This is a genomic window from Actinomadura barringtoniae, from assembly GCF_017573505.1.
Taxonomy (GTDB): domain Bacteria; phylum Actinomycetota; class Actinomycetes; order Streptosporangiales; family Streptosporangiaceae; genus Spirillospora; species Spirillospora barringtoniae.
On sequence record NZ_JAGEOJ010000003.1, the window covers coordinates 588,994 to 611,237 of the forward strand.

Annotated in this window: 18 protein-coding genes and 1 pseudogene; 9 read left to right on the plus strand and 10 right to left on the minus strand. The window is 69.4% G+C overall.

All coding sequences use genetic code 11. The features are described from left to right. Positions 1 to 60 precede the first annotated feature (60 nt). From J4573_RS09575 to argS, 4 genes and pseudogenes are all read left to right on the plus strand, one after another. Positions 61 to 462 (plus strand): hypothetical protein, encoded by a 402-nt coding sequence (locus J4573_RS09575; RefSeq protein WP_208254913.1) that lies wholly within the window; start codon positions 61 to 63, stop codon positions 460 to 462. 131 nt (positions 463 to 593) lie between these two features. Next, a pseudogene (gene plsX, locus J4573_RS09580) lies at positions 594 to 1,643 on the plus strand (phosphate acyltransferase PlsX); the annotation flags it as partial. 459 nt (positions 1,644 to 2,102) lie between these two features. Further along, on the plus strand, positions 2,103 to 4,610 hold the full coding sequence (locus tag J4573_RS09585; RefSeq protein WP_208254914.1) for an HAD-IC family P-type ATPase: 2,508 nt from the start codon (positions 2,103 to 2,105) through the stop codon (positions 4,608 to 4,610). A 252-nt stretch (positions 4,611 to 4,862) separates the two neighbouring features. Further along, positions 4,863 to 6,623, plus strand: a complete 1,761-nt coding sequence (gene argS, locus J4573_RS09590; RefSeq protein ID WP_208254915.1) for an arginine--tRNA ligase — start codon at positions 4,863 to 4,865, stop codon at positions 6,621 to 6,623. A 148-nt stretch (positions 6,624 to 6,771) separates the two neighbouring features. Here the strand turns inward: argS and J4573_RS09595 are convergent, their stop codons facing one another. The 5 genes from J4573_RS09595 to deoC form a co-directional block, all read right to left on the minus strand. Continuing rightward, positions 6,772 to 7,017 carry a DUF2630 family protein gene (locus J4573_RS09595; protein ID WP_208254916.1) on the minus strand — a complete coding sequence of 82 codons (246 nt, stop codon included), beginning with the start codon at positions 7,015 to 7,017 and terminating at the stop codon, positions 6,772 to 6,774. 79 nt (positions 7,018 to 7,096) lie between these two features. After that, a complete protein-coding gene (locus J4573_RS09600) occupies positions 7,097 to 8,545 on the minus strand; it encodes a hypothetical protein (protein ID WP_208254917.1) in 1,449 nt (482 codons plus the stop codon). Positions 8,546 to 8,629: 84 nt separating this feature from the next. Beyond that, the gene (locus J4573_RS09605; protein WP_208254918.1) at positions 8,630 to 9,511 is read right to left on the minus strand and encodes an aldehyde dehydrogenase family protein; all 882 of its coding nucleotides are present in this window, start codon (positions 9,509 to 9,511) and stop codon (positions 8,630 to 8,632) included. Then, the gene (locus J4573_RS09610; RefSeq protein WP_208254919.1) at positions 9,504 to 10,934 is read right to left on the minus strand and encodes an aldehyde dehydrogenase family protein; all 1,431 of its coding nucleotides are present in this window, start codon (positions 10,932 to 10,934) and stop codon (positions 9,504 to 9,506) included. The genes J4573_RS09605 and J4573_RS09610 overlap by 8 nt, the downstream gene beginning before the upstream one ends. A gap of 14 nt (positions 10,935 to 10,948) precedes the next feature. Next, positions 10,949 to 11,878 carry a deoxyribose-phosphate aldolase gene (gene deoC / locus J4573_RS09615; RefSeq protein ID WP_208254920.1) on the minus strand — a complete coding sequence of 310 codons (930 nt, stop codon included), beginning with the start codon at positions 11,876 to 11,878 and terminating at the stop codon, positions 10,949 to 10,951. Between the two features lie 154 nt (positions 11,879 to 12,032). On the opposite strand from deoC, the gene J4573_RS09620 reads away from it, so the two are divergent. After that, positions 12,033 to 12,929, plus strand: a complete 897-nt coding sequence (locus J4573_RS09620; RefSeq protein WP_208254921.1) for a Sco1979 family transcriptional regulator — start codon at positions 12,033 to 12,035, stop codon at positions 12,927 to 12,929. Positions 12,930 to 13,179: 250 nt separating this feature from the next. Then, the gene (locus tag J4573_RS09625) at positions 13,180 to 14,442 is read left to right on the plus strand and encodes an HNH endonuclease signature motif containing protein (RefSeq protein ID WP_208254922.1); all 1,263 of its coding nucleotides are present in this window, start codon (positions 13,180 to 13,182) and stop codon (positions 14,440 to 14,442) included. A gap of 488 nt (positions 14,443 to 14,930) precedes the next feature. Here J4573_RS09625 and J4573_RS09630 read toward each other — a convergent pair whose 3' ends face one another. After that, positions 14,931 to 15,341: a PPOX class F420-dependent oxidoreductase gene (locus tag J4573_RS09630; protein WP_208254923.1), complete on the minus strand. Its 411-nt coding sequence runs from the start codon at positions 15,339 to 15,341 to the stop codon at positions 14,931 to 14,933. Between the two features lie 126 nt (positions 15,342 to 15,467). On the opposite strand from J4573_RS09630, the gene J4573_RS09635 reads away from it, so the two are divergent. Together J4573_RS09635 and J4573_RS09640 are read left to right on the plus strand one after the other, a co-directional pair. Then, entirely contained in the window at positions 15,468 to 16,052 is a 585-nt protein-coding gene (locus tag J4573_RS09635; protein ID WP_243772679.1) for an RNA polymerase sigma factor, read from the plus strand. Continuing rightward, complete coding sequence (locus tag J4573_RS09640) at positions 16,045 to 17,163, plus strand: CU044_5270 family protein (protein ID WP_208254924.1); 1,119 nt, start codon at positions 16,045 to 16,047, stop codon at positions 17,161 to 17,163. Before J4573_RS09635 ends, J4573_RS09640 begins: the two co-directional genes overlap by 8 nt. 75 nt (positions 17,164 to 17,238) lie before the next feature. Here the strand turns inward: J4573_RS09640 and J4573_RS09645 are convergent, their stop codons facing one another. The 3 genes from J4573_RS09645 to J4573_RS09655 all read right to left on the minus strand — a co-directional run bounded on the left by J4573_RS09645 (position 17,239) and on the right by J4573_RS09655 (position 19,719). Next, a complete protein-coding gene (locus J4573_RS09645; RefSeq protein WP_208254925.1) occupies positions 17,239 to 18,423 on the minus strand; it encodes a hypothetical protein in 1,185 nt (394 codons plus the stop codon). Next, positions 18,420 to 18,911, minus strand: coding sequence for a SigE family RNA polymerase sigma factor (locus J4573_RS09650; protein ID WP_208254926.1), 492 nt, complete (start codon positions 18,909 to 18,911; stop codon positions 18,420 to 18,422). Before J4573_RS09650 ends, J4573_RS09645 begins: the two co-directional genes overlap by 4 nt. Positions 18,912 to 19,017: 106 nt before the next feature. After that, positions 19,018 to 19,719 (minus strand): SDR family oxidoreductase, encoded by a 702-nt coding sequence (locus tag J4573_RS09655; protein WP_208254927.1) that lies wholly within the window; start codon positions 19,717 to 19,719, stop codon positions 19,018 to 19,020. Between the two features lie 135 nt (positions 19,720 to 19,854). Here J4573_RS09655 and J4573_RS09660 point away from each other — a divergent pair, with 135 nt between their 5' ends. Then, positions 19,855 to 20,451 (plus strand): TetR/AcrR family transcriptional regulator, encoded by a 597-nt coding sequence (locus J4573_RS09660; protein WP_208254928.1) that lies wholly within the window; start codon positions 19,855 to 19,857, stop codon positions 20,449 to 20,451. Here J4573_RS09660 and J4573_RS09665 read toward each other — a convergent pair. After that, a complete protein-coding gene (locus J4573_RS09665) occupies positions 20,445 to 22,187 on the minus strand; it encodes an LLM class flavin-dependent oxidoreductase (RefSeq protein WP_208254929.1) in 1,743 nt (580 codons plus the stop codon). The genes J4573_RS09660 and J4573_RS09665 overlap by 7 nt on opposite strands. Positions 22,188 to 22,244: the final 57 nt, after the last annotated feature.

The window sequence follows — 22,244 nt, forward strand, 5'->3', positions numbered from 1 at the left end:
CCGGGAAAACGCGCCCGGCGCGGCGCGTGAGCAACCTCACCTCCGGTGACGCTACGACCTGTGAAGCTCTCTCGTACCAAAGCCGTCGCCCTCGGCACCGTCGGCCTGCTCGTGGCCGGCGGCGGCGCCGCCATCGCCTACGTCACGCTCTTCAGCGGCAAGGAACTGCGCTACGCGACGCAGAACCAGCTCCGCGCCTCGATGATGACCACGGGCATCGACGAGCTGAAGACCCGCGGGGTCACCCTCGACCGGTCTCTGAGCTGCACGGACATGCCCGGCTGGACCAAGCTCAAGATGCGCGTCACCTGCACCGGCGCCACCGCGGACCACAAGACCGTGGAGATCATCGGGACCGGTGAGGACACCAAGCAGGAGAACTACTACACGGTCCTGGTCGGCGGCCGCCCGGTGGTGCAGAACGCCAACTGCCTGGGCGCGGACTGCCGCAAGAAGGACTGACGCGCCGCCGGGCGGCTCCCTGAGGGCCTCCTGAGGGCCCGCTGAGGCGGCCTGGGAGCTGCCGGGGCGGTTCCCGGGACGCCATACGATGCGGTGAGCTGCATCGTTCGCCCGTCCACCCTGGAGCCGCCATGCCCGGCAGAGGCACCCGCCCTGCGCCGATCGCGGTGGACACCATGGGCGGCGACCACGCCCCCGAAGAGATCATCGCGGGGGCGGTCGCGGCCGTGCGCGAGCACGGCGTGCGGCTGGTGCTGGTCGGCCAGGCGCCGCGGATCCGCAGGGAGCTGGACCGGCACGGCATCTCGGGCGAGATCCCCATAGTGCACGCCGACGAGGCGCTGGACATGGGCGAGGGCGCGCTGGCCAGCTGGCGCAAGCCCCGTTCCTCCGTCGCGATCGCCTGCCTGCTGATCAAGCAGGGCCGCGCGTCGGCGCTGGTGTCGGCGGGCAGCACGGCGGGCGTGGTCGCCACCGCGCGGCTGCGGCTGAAGGGCCAGCAGGGCGTGATGCGGCCCGCCATCGCGGTGACGCTGCCCACCCGCCCCCGGCCGACCGTGCTGCTGGACGCCGGGGCCACCGCCGACGTCAAGCCCGAGACGCTGGTGCAGTTCGCGGCGCTCGGCACCGCGTACGCCCAGATCAGGCTCGGGCTGGAGCGGCCCACGGTCGGCCTGCTCAACATCGGCGTCGAGGCGGGCAAGGGCGACAAGGTCACCAAGCGCGCCCACGAGCTGCTGGCCGACGGGCAGCGCGGCATCGAGTTCTCCGGGAACGTCGAGGGTCACGACCTGCTGCGCGGCAGCGTCGATGTGGTCGTGACCGACGGCTTCACCGGCAACGTCGCCCTCAAGACGATGGAGGGCACGGTCCGGATGGCCCTCCACGAGGTGCGCGAGGCGATGACCGCCAGCCGCGCGGCCAAGCTGGGCACGCTGCTCCAGCGCCGCCGCCTCCAGGAGCTGCGCGACAGGCTCGACTCGGAGACCTACGGCGGCGGGGTGCTGCTCGGTCTGAACGGCACGGTCGTCATCGCGCACGGCGCGGCCCGGGCCAAGGCCATCACCGCCGCCTGCGCGCTCGCCCACGAGCTGGCCGCGGGCCGGATCGTCGAACGCATCCGCGACCAGGTCGCCGCCACCCGTACCCCGTCGCGCTTCGGGCGCCTCATCCACCCCGACCGCGAAGAGAAGTCCTCGGACAAGTCGTCGGACAAGTCGTCGGAGAAGCCATCCGAGAGGTCGGCCGAGAAGCCCGCTGAGCGGACTCCCGAGAAGGCCCCCGAACGCCCTGCCGAGAAGCCAGACAAGCCCGACAAGCCTGAGAAGCCCGCCGAGAAGCCCGCCGAGAAGCCGGCCGCGAAGCCCGTTCAGCCGACTCCAGAGCCGCCGCAGCCCGCCCCGCCGGCCACCGAAGCACCGGCGTCGCCGCCCGCGGCTCCACCGGCTCCACCGGCCTCCCCGGCTCCGGCGGGTGGTGATCAAGAGAAGTCGGCCAAGAGTCCCGAGGGCGCCTCCTCCCGGCCATCCGACCGACACCCGAGGCCCGGAGAGTCACCCCCACCGGCTTAGCGTGGGATTGCCCCGAGTGATCTTGGGGAAGGGGTGCATCCAACGAAGGGTGCATCCAACGGGGGAAAAGTGACGGATGTACAGCAAGCGCCTGCCCGCGGGCTGTCCGCCGAGCAGGTGCGCGAACGCGTCGCCGCGGGCCAGGTCAACGACGTGCCGCGCCGGTCGAGCCGGTCGGTCGGCGAGATCGTCCGCGCGAACGTCTTCACACGCTTCAACGCGCTGATCGGCTCGCTGTTCGTCCTGGTGCTGATCTTCGGCGCCTGGCAGGACGGGCTGTTCGGCGGCATCATCATCGCCAACTCGGCGATCGGCGTCATCCAGGAGCTGCGCGCCAAGCGCACCCTGGACAAGCTCGCGGTCGTCGGCGAGACGCCGGTCAAGGTGATGCGCGACGGCGTCGTCGCCGAGCTGGAACAGCAGGAGGTCGTGCTCGGCGACCTCATCATGCTCGGCACCGGCGACAAGATCGTGGTGGACGGCGCGGTCGTGGGCTCACAGGGCCTGGAGATCGACGAGTCGCTGCTGACCGGCGAGGCCGACCCCGTACACAAGCAGCCCGGCGACGAGGTGAAGTCGGGCAGCTTCGTGGTCGCGGGCGGCGGCAGCTTCACCGCAGACCGGGTCGGACGGGACGCCTACGCGGCCCAGCTGGTCGAGGAGGCCAGCAAGTTCTCGCTGTCGCACTCGGAACTGATGTCGGGCATCAACACCTTCCTCAAGTACGTCACCTGGCTGATCATCCCGACCGCGATCCTGCTCTTCGTCACCCAGCTGACCGTGAGCAAGCACCACTTCGGCGAGGCGATCGTCGGCGCGGTGGCCGGCGTCGTCACGATGATCCCCGAGGGCCTGGTGCTGATGACCAGCATCGCGTTCGCCGTGGGCGTCGTACGGCTCGGGCGCCGGCAGTGCCTGGTGCAGGAGCTGCCCGCGATCGAGGGCCTGGCCCGGGTGAACGTGCTGTGCGTCGACAAGACCGGCACGCTGACCGAGCCGGGGATGGACCTCGACCAGGTCGTCGTGCTGCGCGATGACCTGCCCGGCAGGCAGGCGCTCGCCGCCCTCGCCGCCGACGACCCCGACCCGAACGCCACCATGCAGGCGGTCAAGGAGGGGCTGGACGTTCCCGATCCGGGGTGGAAGACCCAGTCCACGGTGCCGTTCTCGTCCGCGCGCAAGTGGAGCGGCGCGGCGTTCTCCGGTGAGGGCGCGTGGGTGTTCGGCGCGGCGGACGTGCTGCTCGGCCCGGACGACCCCAACCGGCACAAGGCCGAGGAGCTCGGCTCGACCGGCCTGCGCGTGCTGGCGCTGGCCCGCGTTCCCGAGGCCGCCTTCGCCGACCCGGACGCGCTGGACGTGACGGCGAGCGCCGAACCCGCCGCCCTGATCGTTCTGCGGCAGCGGCTGCGCGAGGAGGCGCCCGCGACCCTGCGCTACTTCGAGGAGCAGGGCGTCGCGGTCAAGGTCATCTCCGGCGACAACCCGGTCTCGGTCGGTGCCATCGCGCGCACGCTGAAGCTGCCCAAGGCCGAGCACCCCGTCGACGCGCGCACGCTGCCGGACGACGTCGAGGGCATGGCCGACGTGCTGGAGGACAACTCGGTGTTCGGCCGGGTCAGCCCGCAGCAGAAGCGCGCCATGGTCAAGGCGCTCCAGTCGCGCGGCCACACGGTCGCGATGACCGGCGACGGCGTCAACGACGTGCTCGCCCTGAAGGACGCCGACCTCGGCGTCTCGATGGGCTCGGGCAGCGGCGCCACGCGCGCCGTCGCGCAGATCGTCCTGCTGGACAACAGCTTCGCCACGCTCCCGTCGGTGGTCGGCGAGGGCCGCCGCGTGCTCGGCAACATCGAACGGGTCGCCAACCTGTTCCTCACCAAGACGGTCTACTCGATCATCCTGGCGATCCTGGTCGGGATCATGCACGTGCGGTTCCCGTTCCTGCCCCGGCACCTGACCCTGATCAGCACGCTGACCATCGGCATCCCCGCGTTCTTCCTCGCGCTGGCGCCCAACATGGAACGCGCGCGCTCCGGCTTCGTGCCGCGCGTGCTGCGCTTCGCGATCCCCGCCGGTCTCGCGTGTGGCATCGCCACGTTCGCCGGCTACATGATCGCCACCAAGAACCCGAACAGCACCTTCGAGGAGGACAGCTCGACCGCCACGATCGCGCTGTTCCTGCTGGCCCTGTGGGTGCTGCTGCTGATCGCCCGCCCCTGGAACTGGTGGCGGCTCGGCCTCGTCGCCGTGATGGGCGCGGCGTTCGCGATCGTGCTGGCGGTCCCGTGGCTGCGCAACTTCTTCGCGCTCCACCCCGACAACTACGGCAACGACAGCGCCGCCCTGCTCATCGCCGCGGCCGCCGCCGTCCTCCTGACGTTCCTGCTCCGCTGGGACTCCTGGCTGACCCGCCTACGCCAACTCCGCGAGCCCGCAGGCTCGGGTGGCTCGGCCGGTCCGGGCAGCTCGGGTGGCTCCGGCGCCTCGGGTAGCCCGGCCGGTCCTGGTGGCCGCCCGGACCGCTCGGGTGGCTCGGACGGGCCTGCTGGCTCGGGTGGCTCGGGTGAACGGTGAGGACGACACCTTCAAGGTCGTTCGCAGCGTGAGTTCGCGGCGCAAGGTCGTTCGCGGCGTTCAGCGGCCCTGTACGGCCCGCAGAGGCCTCGCGTGAGGCTCGTTACCTCGCAGCGGCCGCAATCGCGGCATAGGCCCTCTCAGAGGCCACACGGGTCGCAGGGGTCACAGACCTCTCGGGCGCCCCGAAAACGGTCGTCCGCGAGGGAAATCATTACCTGATCAACACCGGGTCACCGATAGCCTGGAAGCATGCCCGATCCGCAACTCGTACTCGCCGACAAGGTCCAGGCCGCGCTGAGCGCCGCCTTCGGGCCGACGTACGCGGACGCCGACCCGGTCATCCGGCCGTCGCAGTTCGCCGACCTGCAGGCCAACGTGGCATTGCCGCTGGCCAAGCGACTGCAGGGCGAGCGAGGCGAGAAGCAGAACCCGCGCCAGATCGCCAACGAGATCGTGGCGAACCTGGACGTTTCGGATGTGGCGTCCAGCGTCGAGGTCAGCGGGCCCGGGTTCATCAACTTCACCCTGAGCGACGAGTGGATCGCCGGGCAGGCGCAGCAGGTGCTCGAGGACGAGCGGCTGATGGTGCCGAAGGCCACCACGCCGCAGACCGTGGTGGTCGACTACTCCGCGCCCAACGTGGCCAAGGAGATGCACGTCGGCCACCTGCGGACCACGATCGTCGGCGACTCGATCGTGCGGATGCTGGAGTTCCTCGGCCACAAGGCAGTACGGCAGAACCACCTCGGCGACTGGGGCACCCAGTTCGGGATGCTCATCGAGCACCTCACCGACGTCGGCGAGGAGGCCACCGCCGCCGAGCTGTCGGCCGGTCACATCAACCGCTTCTACCAGGCGGCGCGGACCAAGTTCGACTCCGATCCCGAGTTCGCCGCGCGGTCCAGGCGCCGGGTCGTCACGCTGCAGTCGGGCGACCCCGAGACGCTGCGGCTCTGGCAGCAGTTCATCGACGACACCGTCGTCTACATCAACAAGGTCTACGCGCGGCTCGGCGTCACCCTCACCGACGCCGACCTGGCCGGCGAGAGCATCTACAACGCGATGCTCGACAACGTGGCCCAGGAGCTGGAGAGCTCGGGGGTCGCGCAGATCAGCGACGGCGCGCTGTGCGTCTTCCCGCCCGGGTTCACCGGCCGCGACGACGCCCCGATCCCGCTGATCATCCGCAAGAGCGACGGCGGCTACGGCTACGCCACGACCGACATGGCGGCCATCCGCTACCGGGTCAACGACCTGGGTGCCAACCGGATCATCTACGTCGTCGGCGCCGACCAGTCGCTGCACTTCCAGATGGTCTTCGCCGCCGCCAAGATGGCCGGCTGGCTGCCCGACGACGTACGGGCCGAGCACGCCCAGATCGGCATGGTCCTCGGCACCGACGGCAAGCGGTTCCGGACCCGTTCGGGCGAGTCCGTCCGGCTCACCGACCTGCTCGACGAGGCCGTCGAACGGTCCGCCGCCGAGTACGACAACGTCAACCCCGACGACTCGCTCGGCTCCGAGGCCCGGGCGCAGATCGCCGACGCGGTCGGCATCGGCGCGGTGAAGTACGCCGATCTCTCGGTCGCCCGCGACAGCGAGTACATCTTCGACTTCGACCGGATGATCTCGTTCAAGGGCAACACCGGTCCCTACCTGCAGTACGCGACCGCCCGGATCCGCTCCATCTTCCGCAAGGCGGGCGTGGACCCCGAGTCGGCGACCGGGCCGATCGTGATCGGTGACCCGGCCGAACGCGCGCTGGCCCTGCAGCTGCTGGGCTTCGGGACCGCGATCGAGCAGGCCTACGACGCGGCCGAGCCGCACAAGCTGGCGGGCTACATCTACTCGGTGGCCGACGCCTACACCACGTTCTACGAGAACTGCCCGGTGCTGAAGGCGCCGGACGAGGCGACCAAGGCGTCGCGGCTGGCGCTGTGCGCGGCCACGCTGCGGACGATGGTCACCGGCCTGGACCTGCTGGGCGTTCCGACGCCCGAGCGCATGTAGCCCTGGGCTTGACGCAGTTGAGCCGGTCTCCCGGAAATCCGGGGACCGGCTCATTTGCATATAGGGCGTCGGCTACCGGAGGTAGCGCTCCTTACGGCGGATGGACCTCGTTACCGCAGGCTGCCCTCGTTACCGCAGGTAGCCCTCGTTACTGCAGGTAGCCCTCGACCTCACCGGGCGGGCGCAGCGCCGCGTCGTCCGGGTTCTCTCCCGCCTCCTGGCGGGCCCGGCGCTGGCGCAGCAGGTCCCAGCACTGGTCGAGCGCCACCTCCAGCTGCTGGAGCCGTGCGTGCTCCTCGTCGCCGGACAGCTCGCGGCGCTGGTAACGGCCCCGCAGGTCCTGCTCCTCGGCCACGAACTCGTGGATGCGCGCAAGGATCTCTTTGTCGTCCATGGCTCCTCCGAAGGGTGTCGAAAATCCGGCAGAGCCCCGTCCCAGCAAGGGAAGGGGCTCCGCCGCCGGTTCACACCGTTCAGCTGGTCCGGCCGCCGGTCACACCGGACAGGAAACCGCCGTCCCCACTGGACGAGTGCTGCATCGACCCTACGTCGGTCTTGGCCTCGACGAGAGGCGACGTGGTGGCCGTGCTCGGAGCCGCCGCCTTGCGGGCGGTGGTCCTCTTCGCAGTGGTGGACTTGGTGGTGCGCGGCCGCGTGGTGGTGGCCTTCGGCTTGGTGGCCTTCGGCCGCGCGGCGGCGGTCTTGCGGACCGTCGTCTTGCGTGCCGTGGTCTTCTTGGCCGCCGCGGTCTTGCGCGCCGTGGTGCTCTTACGAGCGGTGGTGGCCTTGCGGGCGGTCGTGGCCTTCTTGGCCGCGGTCGCCTTCTTGGCCGCCGTGCTCTTACGCGCGGTCGCCTTCTTGGCCGCGGCCCTCTTGGCCGTGGTCTTCTTGGCGGCGCGCGCGGTGGCGGTGGACCGGGACGAAGCCGACTTCCGGGCGGCGGTGCTCTTACGCGCCGTGGTCGTCTTCTTCGCCGCGGCCTTTCGCGCGGTCGCGGCCTTGCGAGCGGTGGTCGCCTTGCGGGCGGTCGTCTTGCGCGCGGTGGTGCTCTTGCGCGCAGCGGACGTGCGCTTGCGGGCCGTGGCCTTACGGGCCGTCGTCTTGCGTGCGGCGGGCCTGCGCGCGGCGGTCTTCTTGGCCGCCGGAGCCTTGCTCGCCGAACTGACGGCCTTGGCCGCCGCGTCCATGGCCTTGGCCGCGTCGCCCATCGCCTTGGTGGCGGCGGACATGGCCTTGGTCATGGCGGTCATGGCCTTGACCGAAGCCGACGCCTTGGTGGACGCGGTCTTCATGGTCTTGGCCGCCGACTTGGCCTTGGTCGACGCGGACTTGGCCTTGGTGGCCGCCGCCGACGAGGACCGGCTCATGGTGACGGTGGACCGACGGCTCGCGGTGCTCTTACGCGCCGCGGTGCTCTTACGAGCGGCCGTGGACTTGCGCGCCGTCGTGCTCTTACGAGCAGTCGTGCTCTTACGAGCAGCAGTGCCCTTGCGAGCAGTGGTGCTCTTGCGAGCAGTGGTGCTCTTACGAGCGGTCGTGCTCTTCCGCGCGGCGGTGGTCCGCTTGGCCGGCGCCTTCTTGGCGACGGACTTGCGGGCCGTGCTCTTCCGTGCGGCGTTGGCGCGCTTGGCCGGTGCCTTCTTGGCGGTGGCGACGCGGGCCGTGGTGGTCCGCTTCGCCGCCGTCTTCTTGGCCGCGCTCGTCCGCTTGGCCGCCGTCTTCTTGGCGGTGGCCTTCCTGGCGGTCGTGGCCTTCTTAGCGGTGCTCTTGACAGCGGACCGCTTGACCGTGGTCCGCGGCGCCGAGGTCTTCGCGGCAGCGCTGGTGCGCTTCGCCGGAGACTTCTTCGCAGCGGTGGTCTTCTTGGTGCCTGTGCTCTTCGCGCGACTGGTCGTCTTACGCGATGTGGTCTTGGTAGGCACTGATCTCCCCCCCGTGATGATCAGTTACGGGGAGATCTATTCCACACTTAGTGAAGCTCTACACACGCATTGTCATTCGAGGGATCAGACGCCCACCGGATGCCACACCGTCTTGGTCTCCAAGAACGCGGTCATGCGCACCGTTCCCGGCTCGGCGGACCAGTCCGTAACGGTCGGTCGAAGCACCCGCTTCAGGTTGTCGGCCGCGACCTCTTCTAGGCCTCTGACCTGGTCTTTTGTCACTCCAGCGAGGTCGATCGCGTTCACGTCCATGTGCGATGCGAGCCACGGCGCGAGTTCGTCGCGACGCCCCGTCAACAGGTTCACGACACCGCCGGGAAGGTCGGAGGTCGCGAGCACTTCCGCGAACGAAATTGCTGCGAGCGGAGCCGGTTCGGAGGCGACGACGACGCATGTGTTGCCCGACACGATCGCCGGCGCGACGACCGACACCAGTCCGAGAAGCGGTGAGTCGGGCGCGATGATTCCGACCACTCCGGACGGTTCCGGAGTGGAGAAGTTGAAGAACGGTCCGGCGACCGGATTGGCGGACCCGGCGACCGCGCCGAGCTTGTCCGCCCACCCCGCGTACCAGACCCAGCGGTCGATCGCCGCGTCCAGTTCCGCGTTCGCCGCGCCCTTGCCGAGTCCCGCGCCGCGCAGCTCGTCCACGAACTGCGCGCGGCGGCCCTCCAGCATCTCCGCGATGCGGTAGAGGATCTGGCCGCGGTTATAGGGCGTACGGCCGGACCAGCCGCCGAACGCCTTGCGCGCCGCGCCCACCGCGTCGCGCACGTCCTTGCGGGACGCCCTGGAGGCGTTGGCCAGGAACTCGCCCTTGCCGTCGTTCACCACGTACGACCTGCCGGACTCGGACCGGGGGAAGGCGCCCCCGATGAACAGCTTGTAGGTCTTGCGGACCGTGAGCCGGTCGCCGGAGCGGTTCTCAGAGCGGGAATCAGACATCGAGGTAGGCCTCCAGCCCGTGCCTGCCGCCCTCGCGGCCGTATCCGGACTCCTTGTAGCCGCCGAACGGCGACGCGGGGTCGAACTTGTTGAAGGTGTTGGCCCAGATCACGCCCGCGCGCAGCCGTTCGGCCATCCACAGGATCCGCGAGCCCTTGTCGGTCCACACGCCGGCGGACAGGCCGTACGGGGTGTTGTTGGCCTTCTCGACCGCCTCGGCGGGCGTGCGGAAGGTGAGCACCGACAGCACCGGGCCGAAGATCTCCTCGCGCGCGATGCGGTGCGACTGCGCGACGGAGGTGAAGACGGTCGGCGCGAACCAGAAGCCGCGCTGGGGCAGCTCGCACGGCGGCGACCAGCGTTCGGCGCCCTCCTGCTCGCCGACCTCCGACAGCATCCGGATCTTCTGCAGCTGCTCGGCCGAGTTGATCGCGCCGATGTCGGTGTTCTTGTCGAGCGGGTCGCCGACCCGCAGCGTCGCCATCCGGGTCTTCAGCCGCGCCAGCAGCTCCTCGGCGACCGACTCCTGGACCAGCAGCCGCGAGCCCGCGCAGCACACGTGGCCCTGGTTGAAGAAGATCCCGTTCACGATGCCCTCGACCGCCTGGTCCAGCGGCGCGTCATCGAAGATCACGTTGGCGGCCTTGCCGCCGAGCTCCAGGGTGACCTTCTTGTCGGTCCCGGCCACGCCGCGCGCGATCTGCTTGCCGACGTCGGTGGACCCGGTGAACGCGACCTTGTCGATCCCGTCGTGCCCGACCAGCAGCCGCCCGGTGTCGCCCGCGCCGGTGACGATGTTGACCACGCCCGGCGGCAGGTCGGCCTGGCGGCAGATCTCGGCGAACGCCAGCGCGGTCAGCGGCGTCGTCTCGGCCGGCTTCAGTACGACCGTGTTGCCGCACGCCAGCGCCGGCGCGATCTTCCACGCCAGCATCAGCAGCGGGAAGTTCCACGGGATGACCTGCCCGGCCACGCCCAGCGCCTTGGGATCAGCCCCGAACCCGGCGTACGACAGCTTGTCGGCCCAGCCCGCGTAGTAGAAGAAGTGCGCCGCGACCAGCGGCACGTCCACGTCCCGCGACTCGCGGATCGGCTTGCCGTTGTCGATCGACTCCAGCACCGCCAGCTCGCGCGCCCGCTCCTGAACGATCCGCGCGATCCGGTAGAGGTACTTGGCCCGTTCGCGCCCCGGCATGGGGCCCCAGACCTTGTCGTAGGCGGTCCGCGCGGCCTTGACGGCTCGATCCACGTCGGCCGAGTCAGCGCAGGCGATCTCCGCGAGCGTCTCCTCGTTCGACGGATCGATCGACTTGAACGGCTCGCCGTGCCCGTCGGTGAACTCGCCGTCGATGAACAGGCCGTACGAGGGCCTGATGTCGACGACGTCGCGCGACTCCGGCGCCGGTGCGTACTGGAAATCCATGGTCAGCAGTCCAGTCAGTCGAGCGTGAAGTAGTCGGGGCCGGAGTAGACGCCGGTGGCCAGCTTGCGGCGCTGCATCAGCAGGTCGTTCAGCAGGCTGGAGGCGCCCAGCCGGAACCACTGCGGGGTCAGCCAGTCGGGCCCGGCGGTCTCGTTGACCAGCACCAGGTATTTGATCGCGTCCTTGGTGGTGCGGATGCCGCCCGCGGGCTTGACCCCCACCTGACGCCCCGTCTCCGCCCGGAAGTCCCGTACGGCCTCCAGCATGACCAGCGTCACCGGCAGCGTCGCGGCCGGCGACACCTTGCCCGTGGAGGTCTTGATGAAGTCGGCGCCCGCGCGCATCGCCAGCCACGAGGCCCGCCGCACGTTGTCGTAGGTCACGAGCTCGCCGGTCTCGAAGATCACCTTCAGATGCGCCTCGCCGCACGCCGCCTTCGTCGCGACGATCTCCTCGTACACCTTCAGGTAGTCCCCGGCCAGGAACGCGCCCCGGTCGATCACCATGTCGATCTCGGTCGCGCCCGCCTCGACCGCCGCCCGCGTATCGGCGAGCTTGGCCTCCATCGGCGCGCGCCCCGACGGGAACGCCGTCGCCACACTCGCGACCCCGACCCCGCTCCCCCTCAGCGCCTCGACGGCCACGCCGACCATGTCCGGGTAGACACAGATGGCTGCCACCCTCGGCACGTCCGGGTCACCGGGATCGGGCTGGACGCCCTTGGCGCACAGCGCCCGCACCTTTCCCGGGGTGTCGGCGCCCTCCAGGGTGGTGAGGTCCACCATCGAGATCGCCAGGTCGATGGCCTGGGCCTTCGCCGACGTCTTGATGGACCGGGTGGCCAGCCGCGCGGCCCGTTCCTCGGCCCCGACCTGGTCCACCCCCGGCAGCCCGTGCAGGAAGGCGCGCAGCTCGGCGGCGCTCACATGAGTCTCCGTTGACACGGTCCCAGCATCCCGCACGCCCGACACCGGCACAAAACGACCGGGGTGTGCAAATTATCTACTTCCAGTCTATGTTGGTCGGGAAAATTCAAACGGCCCCGGTACTGCGACCCCCGCACTCCCCCCGCATCCCCCGCAAAGGAGCCGAGGCGCGATGGCAGACGGTACAGCGTTGAAGCCTGCCCCGACCGCGCCCACGGCGCAACGGGCCGGGCCCACCGTCCTCCGTCTCCTCGTCGGCGCCCAACTCCGCCAGCTCCGCGAGGCCCACGGCGTCACCGCCGACCGCGCCGGCTACGAGATCCGCGGCTCCGCCTCCAAGATCAGCCGCATGGAGCTGGGTCGCGTCCGCTTCAAGGAACGCGACGTAGCCGACCTCCTGACGCTCTACGGCGTCATCGACCCGGTCGAGCGTCTCCCCATCCTCGAACTCGCCCACCAGGCCGGTGCCCCCGGCTGGTGGCAGCCCTACAGCGACCTGGTCCCGCCCTGGTTCGAGGCGTACCTGGGGCTGGAGCAGGGCGCCGCGCTCATCCGCTGCTACGAGGTCCAGTTCGTCCCCGGCCTCCTCCAGACCGAGCACTACGCCCGCGCCGTCATCCGCCTCGGTCTGCCCGACACGGCGCCGGAGGAGATCGAACGCCGCGTCGACTTCCGCATGGAACGCAAGCGCGTCTTCACTCGGCCTGGACCGCTGAAGTTCTGGGCGATCATCGACGAGGGTGCCGTCCGCCGCCCCTTCGGCGGCCCCGCCGTCATGCGCGACCAGCTTCGTCATCTGATCCACCTGGCCCAGATCCCGAACGTCACCATCCAGATCAGTCCTTTCAGCGCCGGTGGTCATGGCGCTGGCGGGCCTGTCAGCATTCTTCGCCTTCCTGCTGCGGAGTTGGATGACGTCGTTTATCTGGAGCAGCTGACCGGGGCCGCATATCCGGATAAGCCCGCCGATTTGTGTCACTACACGGATGTAATGAATCGGCTGGCCGTGCAGGCTGCTCCTGCTGCCGCTACCCCCGATATTCTTCGCGGCATTTTGAAGGATCTCTAGGCGGCTACGGTCACCCCTTCCGCTCTGGCTGGTGCCCGTCTGCGGGTTTGTGCTGGCTGAAGGCCAAAAAGCTCAGCGACGAGGAAGGAAGGGGCGGGGCCGGGGGCTGGGTTGTTCGGGTGCGGGTCTCACGGAGCTGAGCTACAAGCTTTGATAGCCGCGCTTCGCGCGGGAAAGCACCATCGAAAGAATCTTCGAATATCGCCTATTTGATCATCAAAATGGCAGACTGTGATGGTAAAATAACGGTATGAGTTCGATCGTGGCGGGCACCGAATCCGCTTCCACTCGGCAGTTGGTGGAAGCGGCCTCCGTCATATTCTCTGAACTCGCTAATAGGGCTGCGCCTGAGTCCGGGGTCGCCTGTATGGAATTGGCTGAGGCGCTGGCGACGGTGACCGATCAGGCCGAGCATGTCTTGGCCGGGCTGATTGCGGTGGTCGACCGGACCGGTGAGATGAAGCACTGGGGCCTGCCGTCCACGCAGGCGTGGCTGCGGTGTCGGATGGGCATGCGCGAAGGCCGCGCCAAGGAACGCATCACCCTGGCCCGGCAACTTCACCGGCTCGGCCGTGTCCGCACGGGCCTGGCCGCTGGTGAGCTGTCGTTCGGCTATGCGGCCACCATCGCCGACGCCGTGCAGCGTCTCAATGACGATGACACCGCAGCGGCCGAGGACATCCTCCTTACTGCCGCAGGCGAGGGTTTGTCGGCGGGGAAGGTCGCCAAGCTGGGCGGGAAGATCCATGACCTGGTGCGTGAGCACAACGGTGAGGAGAAGCCTCCCGAGGATGTGCAGCGGGGTTATGAGCGGTCCTGGGTGACGGTCAGCCGGTCGCTGGATGGGGGCTGCTACCTCAAGGGCTGGCTCAACCCCGAGGACACCGCGATCCTGGACGGCACCCTCGCTCCGTTGGCCAAGCCCGCCGGGACCGATGACCGTCGTGATCTAGGTGAGCGGACCGCCGCCGCCCTCACTTCCGTGCTCGCCGGTGGCCATGGCGCTACCCGCGTGACGGTGATCGCTGACCTGGAGACGCTGACCGGCGCCGATGTGCCCGGGCGACTCCGTGACGGCACCCCGATCCCTGCCGAGCAGGTCCGCCGCCTGGCGTTGACCGCCGGTATCTCACCCCTGATCTTCGGACGCGGACACATCCCCCTCTACCTCGGCCACACGGTCCGGATCGCCAGCGCTGGTCAACGCCGCACCCTGGAGACCCTGTATGACACCTGCGCCGTCCACGGCTGTGAGGTGCCCGGTTTTCTGTGCGAGGTCGACCACGTCGACGGATGGGCACTGGGAAGCCCCACCGACATCGACAAGCTGACGCTGTGCTGCGGCTGGCACAACCGCTGGAAACACACCAACCCGCAACAGATACAGATCAGCAAGAGCGACGGCCGATTCGTCTACCGGACCTTGGCGCCGGACGGGATCGCCAGATCTCGAAGATCGATCCCCGAACACGACGCCAACCCCTGGCGCGACGATCAATCCCTGGCCGCCTGACCAAGGCCCGGAGGCACCATGCTCCGGGCCTACAGGCGCGAACGCCAACCCGACCACCCACCACCCCCCGCGCGAAGCGCGGCTCAAAGGGTCTGAACTCCAGCCCCGTGAGACCCGCACCCGAACAACCCACCCCCAGCCATGCCCCCCGCCTTCCTCGTCGCTGAGCTTTTCGGTCTTCAACCAGCACCCCACCCGGCAGCCGGGCAGCAGACCGCCACGGAAGGGGAGACCGATGCCGCTCACTCCGCGCGAAGCGCGCCACCAAGCACGAACCCCAACCCCGTGACGCCCCGCACCCGACCAACAACCAGAGCCCCCACCCCACCTTCCTCGTCGCCGAGCTTTTGGGCCTTCAACCAACACCCCACCCGCACCCGGGCACCCAACCCCCACGGAAGGGGAGACCGCTGCCGAACACCCGTCAAGCCCAGCCCCGGCCCCGGCCCCAGCCCCAGGCCCCCCGGCCTCAGGCCCCAACCCCAGGGTTAGGCGTGGAGAGCGCGACGGGACGGGTACCAGGTCTCGCCGGCGGGCTTGCCGTCCATGTTCCAGCTCCACGAGACGGTAGGAGTGATGCGGGAGTAGAAGCCCGGGCCGACCATGCCGACGCGTTCGATGGGCGGCTCGGCAACGCCGTAGATGCGGATGCCTCGGGCGATGAACGGATCGAACGACACCATGTCGTCAATGACCAGGGCGACTTCAGGATGTTGAGCGATGTTGCGGAACTTTCGGGTGTCCAGGACCTGTTCGCCGTTGCCGCCGATCCAGAAGTACGTGCCGTCGTACTCGAACGAAAGCGGGACGACATCGGGCTGGCCATCGTGGGAGACGGTGGAGACGCGGGCGAGCGGCTGGGAGCGCAGGTAGGCGAGCTCTTCGGCGGTGAACGACATGGGTTTCCTCCTCCTGGGTTCGTCCTCTACACGAACGCGTGAGGACGGAATCGACAGGCGGATGAAGAAGATTCTCGGGATCGGGCAATCAGGGGCGTCCCTACCCCCGAGAAAGGCGCCGGATGCATGATCGAGTCTCACGCACCACCGATGGAGGCGACCAGCGACGCGGCTCTGATCGCCAAGTCGCTGGACGAGCCCGACTGGTTCTCGGTGATCTTCGACCGGTACCACGCGGCGATCCATCGGTTCGTGGCGTCGCGGTTGGGCGATGCGGCGGACGATGTGGCCGCCGCGACGTTCCTCGCCGCGTTCGACCAGCGGGGCCGGTACGACCAGACGCGTCCGGAGGCGCGGGCCTGGCTGTACGGGATCGCCACCAATCTGATCGCACGGCATCGGCGCGCGGAGGTACGCGGCTATCGGGCCGCCGCGCGAGCCAGGGGACGGCAGGACGCCGAGAACCACGACCAGCGAGTCGCCGAACGAGTGTCGGCCGAGGCGCTGAGCCCTGAGCTGGCGCGCGGTCTGGCCCGCCTGTCGCGGGGGGATCGCGACGCGCTGCTGCTCGTGGTGGTCGCCCAGTTGTCGTACGAGGAGACGGCGTTCGCGCTCGGCATCCCCATCGGCACCGTCGGCTCGCGCGTCAACCGAGCGCGTCGCCAGCTTCGTTCCGCCCTGAACACACGTGAGGACCTCGACCATGGATGAACTGCAGATGCTGCGCGACCGCCACGACGCGCTGCCCGGCCCGTCGGAGGAGGCCGTCGCCGACGCACGGCATCGGCTGCAGTCCCACATGCGGCGGCCGGAGCGGATGCGCGCGAACGGGCGACGGTCGCGGCGCTGGGAGCTGGGACTGGGGCTGGGGCTGAGGCTCGGGCTGGGAGCCGTCCTCGTTGCGGGAGGCGTCGCAGCGGTGATCGTGCCCTTGCAGGGCCGGGACGGGGGCGGTGATGGCGGTGACGGCGGTGACGGCCCCAGGCAGGTGAACGTCGCCGCCACCGAAGTCCTCGACCGCGCGTCCCGGGCCGCGGCCGCACAGCCCGATCTCAGGCCGCGAGCGGACCAGTTCCTCTACTTCGAATCCCGAGCCTTCCAGACATCGTTCAGCATCAAGGACGGCCGGGCGACGAAGGCGGAGGAACGCACGTACCGCAAGGAGTGGCTGTCGGTGAACGGCAGGCGCGCGGGCGTGGTGCAGGGGACGGGGGGCGCGGCGCCCCTGGGCACGGTGTGGCTGTGCGACAACTCTGCGGACTACGAACGCAGGGAGGCTGCGGCCAAGGCAGAGGGGCACCAGCCGAGGATCGACCTCACCGACCCGCCCGTCGGCTGCGATAACTCGCCTGCCGCCCCGTCCGGTCTGCCAACTGAGCCCAAGGCAATGCGGACCTGGCTCTACAGGCACTCCGAGGGCGGCAATCCGCCCGATGTCCAGGCGTTCATCACGATCGGCGACACCATCAGGACCCAGTACATCCGGCCGTCGTCGCTGGCCGCGATGTTCAAGGCCGCGGCCACGATTCCCGGCGTCACCGTCACTCGCGATGTGGCCGACCTGGCCGGGCGCAAGGGAATCGCGGTCGGGCAGACCTGGCACGGCATCCGCTACGAGGTCATCTTCGACGCGAAGACGTACAGGTTCCTGGGCGAACGCCAGATCGTGGACCATGACGACTCGATCAAGCCCAAGGGCGGCAAGCCTGAGGTGTCCTCGACCCCCACCCAAGGCGTGCGCGAGAAGCAGGGAACCGTGATGTACGCGTCCGCCCAGCTCAGGGTCGCCGTCGCCGACCAGCCGGGGAAAGCGCCTCGATAGCGGAAAGGCCAGCGAGAAACACGAAGAGGGTGGCCGGGCGGACAACGCGCCCGGCCACCCTCTTCACTTGTCTGGTCAGCGGAAAACCTGGGTGGTCCAGTGGCCGGAGTCGAAGAAGGTCATGCGGTTGAAGAGGCCCTTCAGGCCGCCCGACGATTTGAGCTGGTTGAGAACATCTGCGGATGCGTCGAGGCGTACGTCGTAGCCGTTCACCCCGAAGACCCAGATGAACGAGCCATTGCCAGAGGCGCTCGGGTCCAGGCTGCGGTCGTAGGCGGGATGGCCGTCGATGCTGGTGTTCGGCTTCAACGAGGCCACCGTCTTGCCCGCCGCGTTGCCCGCCGCGTTGCCCGCCGTCTTGCCCGCCGCGTTGCCCGCCGTCTTCAGTTTCTCGTACGCGGCCGGAGGCTGGGCGTTGCCGACGGAGATGCCCAGGCCTTCCACGGCGCAGTTCTGCGAGAGCCACATGGAGGTGTCGCTGTCCTTGTTGGCCACGACGCGGCAGACCTTCAGCGAGGCCGGGATGCCCTTCACGGTGAAGGGAAAGGCGCCCGGGGTCTCCTTGAAGGTCACAGACCTGGCGATGTGGTAGATCGTCTTCTCGGTGGCCGCAGCAGAGTCGGTGACCGAGAGCAGCGCCCAGTGGTTCGGGCCGTACTCCCAGCGGAACTCCGCCGCCACCTGCTCTGAGCCCGGACCGCCCGGCTTGATGGTCCAGAACGCCTTGTGGCCGTTGACGGCCGGGGCCGCGGTGCGGTTGCCGGGGCGGGCTCCGGGGAGCTTCGCCACGGGGGGTTCCTTGCCCTCGACGAGGGTGAGGCTGAGCTTGGCGCCCTTACCCGTCTCGTTGTCCGCGCCGATCGTGAACTGACCGGGCCCCTCGTTGATGGCGCTCACGAGCTTGAAGCCGGGCGGCAGCCATCCGAAGCTCGCAGGCTGGATCAGCGGGTTGGGACGGGCAGTGCTCGCAAGGGGCGGCGCTGCCGGGGAGTCCTTGTCGTCGCCGGGCGGGCCAACGGCTACGGCTCCGGCGACAAGGCCGACGGCCAGGGCCGTACCGACGCCGGCGCCCGCCCGACGGACCCGCAGCACGCGCCGTCCGCGCGCAGCGGCCGCAGCGACGTCCGGCCCGGGACCACCCGATCCGGAACGGCCGGAGCCACCAGGCCCGGCGCTGGTGCCAGGACCGCTCGATCCGGAACGGCCGGTGCGGGGCGTGCTCGCGATGTGTTCGAGCCGCTCCTTCAGGGACTCGGTCATGTCAGCTCCACAGTGGGGTCGAGGGCGCGGCGCAGGCCGGCGAGGGCGCGGGAGGTCTGGCTCTTCACGGTGCCGGTCGAGCAGTTCAGGACGTCCGCGGTCTGCTCGACCGACAGGTCGCAGTAGAACCGCAGGACGACGGCCGCGCGCTGCCGGGGCGGCAGGGCCGCCAGCGCCGCGCGCAGGTCGAGGTTGGAGTCGTGGTCGAGGGTCTCGGCCGCCGGTTCCGGTGTCTGGCGTACGACCGCGACCCGCTTCCACCAGGCGGTCCGCTGCTCGGCCAGGAAGACGCGGACGAGGACCGTACGGGCGTAGCCGTCGAGGTTCTCGACCGACCGGGCCCGGCGCCAGTTGACGTACAGGCGGGTCATCGCCGTCTGTACGAGGTCGTCGGCGCGGTTCCAGTCCTGGCAGAGCAGGTAGGCCACCCGTTGCAGCCATGGGAGGCGAGCCGTCATGTACGCCGTGTACTCGTCGTCGCGGCTCATGGATTTCGGTTCCACGCCCTCACTAATGCCGCCGGCCCCGCCCCAGGTTGCCTGGAAGTGACAGGCAACCTCTGATCGCTCGAATCGACGCCGCCCCTCGAATTCATCACCAGGGAACGGGCCCCTTGTCGTTGAAGAATCCTCCCGTCGGACCGTCGGCGCCCAGGGTCGCCAGGTCGATGATGGCGCGGGCGCCCTCCTCGACGGTACGGACGCCGCGATGGCCGTTGATGTCGGTGGCCACGTAGCCGGGCGTCGCGGAGTTGACCTTGATGTGCGCCAGCTCCGGGTCCTGGGCGAACGCCTGGGCGTACTGAACGGTGAGCATGTTCAGCGCGGCCTTGGAGCTTGAGTACGCCATGCGCAGATGGGCGTCGCCGCCGAAGTCCGTGCCGCCGCTGGTCAGCGTCAGCGATGCGGTCGTGCTGGACACGTTCACGATGCGCGGGGCCGCGGATCGCCGCAGGAGCGGCAGCAGCGCGTTGGTCACCGCGACGACGCCGAAGACGTTCACCTCGTACGTGCTGCGCAGCTGGTCGGAGGTCAGGGAGGGCGCGGGCGCCACCGCGATCGCCCCGGCATTGTTGACCAGGACGTCCAGCCGCCCCAGGTCCTTGGCGAGGGCGGCGACGTCGCCCGGGTCGGTGACATCGAGCCGTACGGGCGTGACGCCCAGCTCCCGGGCGGCACGTTCACCCCGCTCGGGATCGCGGCTGCCCAGCAGCACCTCCATGCCGCGCTCGGCGAGCTGCCGTGCGGTCTCCTTGCCGATCCCCTTGTTCGCTCCGGTCACCAACGCCACAGCCATGCCAGGCCTCCCATCACCCGATCTCCCATCACCCGATCTCCCATCACCCGATCTCCCATCGCTCGGCCTCCCATGCCCGGTCTCCAACTCGCGATACAGCCTGTATCTCAATATACAAGCTGTATCATCTCGGCCATGGCCGGGCTACGGGCGACGAAGATGCGGCAGACGCGGCGCAGGCTGCTGGACGCCGCGCGCCGACGCATGATCGACACCGGCTATCACGGGTTGAGCCTGGAGCAGGTCGCGGAGGACGCCGAGGTCACGCGGGTCACGGTCTACCGGCACTTCGGCTCCAAGCTCGGTCTCCTGGAAGCCGTCGCGGACGACCTGGCCGACCGTTCAGAAGTCGTTCCGCGCATGCGCGAGGCCGCAGCGATCACGGACGCGTCGGACGCCTTCCGGGCGATGGTCGCCGAGCTGTGCCGCTTCTGGAGTACGGATCCGGACCTCTTCCGGCGCCTCGTGGGCCTGGCGGCGGTCGATCCCGAGGCGCGCCACGTCGTCGCCGATCGCGAGCAGTGGCGTTATGAGCAGATCGCCGCGTTCGTACGCCGTCTGGACGTCCGGCCACCGTTCGACACCGCCCAGGCAGCCGTGGCCGTGGGCGCCATGACCGCCTTCCCGGCCTGCGACGACATGTCCGTGCGCCTGGGCGTAGAACTGACCGCCCTGCCCGACCTGCTCCTCCCACCCTTGACCGGCATCATCCATCTCAGACCGCCTCAGTAGGGAGACGGGCCTCCGAACATCTCGCTGAGCTTGGGGGCAAGCTCAAAGTCGCCGCGCAACTTCAGCTTGCCGTCCATCAGCAGCGACGCGGGGTTGGCGTCGCCGGACAGCGTCCGCAGGAAGTCCGCCGCGCCCGTGATGATGGTCAGTACGGGCTCCCGCGCCTCCCCCATCCGCGCGCGGGCCTTGCCGTCCCGCACCACGATCGTCCACGGGCTCACGGTCCCGTCGGCGCGCGTCAGCCGGAACTCCAGCTCACCCTCGAAGCCGCCCGCCATGGACGCGTCGTACTGCCGGGCCATCCCGGCGAAGAACACCCGCTGCGCCCGCGGCCCGAAACGCCGCTCGATCTCGGCATCGGAACGGCCGTGAATGAGCCGGTAGAAGCCCTTCTGCATCTGCCGCCGGGCACTGCCGCGCGCCTCGTCCCGCACCAACGCCAAAGCAGGCCGCACGCCAGTCGGCCGCGCCGCTCGCTTCGCCCGCCGCGCCCGTACGAGCTCGGCGTCCTCGTCGATCCGATATCCGGGCGGCAATTCCCGCGCCGGCTTCCGACGCGCCAGCGCCGCCTCAATGGCAGGCGCCAACCGTTCCGCCTTCTGCGCCTCGCGCTCCTCGCGCCCCTCCACGAACCGCGGCAGCACCGACTTGCCGAAAAGCTCGATGCTCTCGCAGATGTGCTCATGCTTGTTGTTTCCGGCCTGCAGAACGAAAGAGACCTGGTCGACGCCCGCCGCCTCGTACCGCCGAATCAGATCGGCGACCTGATCGGGCGTGCCGACCGCGCCCCGCAGCGACCCCACGTTCACGTTCAGGGCCTCGGCGTTCGCGATGATCTGGTCCCGGTCGAACCCGCTCTGCGCCCGCCGCTCCAGGAACTCCTCCCACACATTCGTGCGCCCCGGATCGTGCGGCGTCGTCCCGTAATAGTGCGCCAGCGCGAACCCGAAGAAGTGCGCCCCATCGATCCCCCGGTCAATGGCGACCGCCTCGTCCTCGTGCAGCATCATCGGCAGCACGACCGTCACGTTCGGATTGACCGCGAACCCCGCCGGAACGCACTCGTTCTCGATGATCCGGTAGTACTCCTCGGTCCACTTGGCCGCGTCCTCGGGCTCCACGAACGAGAACGACAGCGCGCCGATCCCGTTCCGCGCCGCGAAGTGAATCGTCTCCCGCCTGGAGCACGCCACCCACAAGGGCGGATGCGGCTTCTGCACAGTCTTCGGAATCACGTTCCGCGGAGGCATCTGCAGGTACTTGCTCTCCCACCCCGCGAACGGCTCCTCCACGAACATCCGGGTGATCGCGTCGATCGCGTCGCTCCACTGCGCCCGCTTCTCACCCCGCCGCACCCCGAACCCGCCGAGCTCCGCACTCGAGCTCGACTCCCCGGTCCCGAAGTCGACCCGACCGCCCGACACCAGATCCAGCGTCGCGACCCGTTCCGCCACCCGCGCCGGATGGTTCACCCCGGGCGGCAGCTGAACGATCCCGTGCCCCAGCCTGATCCGCTTCGTCCGCTGCGACGCCGCCGCGAGGAACACCTCCGGCGCCGACGAGTGGCTGTACTCCTCCAGGAAGTGGTGCTCGACCTCCCACACATAGTCGAACCCCACCCGATCAGCGATCTCGATCTGATCCAGCGCGTCGGAGTAGAGCCGCTGCTCCTCGCCCTGCTCCCCCGTCCGAGGCATCTGATGCTCGTAGAACAGCCCGAACCGAATCGCAACCACCTCCCAGTCCCTGACCAGGCAAGACCGCCCACCACCTGGCCACACACGGCCAGCGTC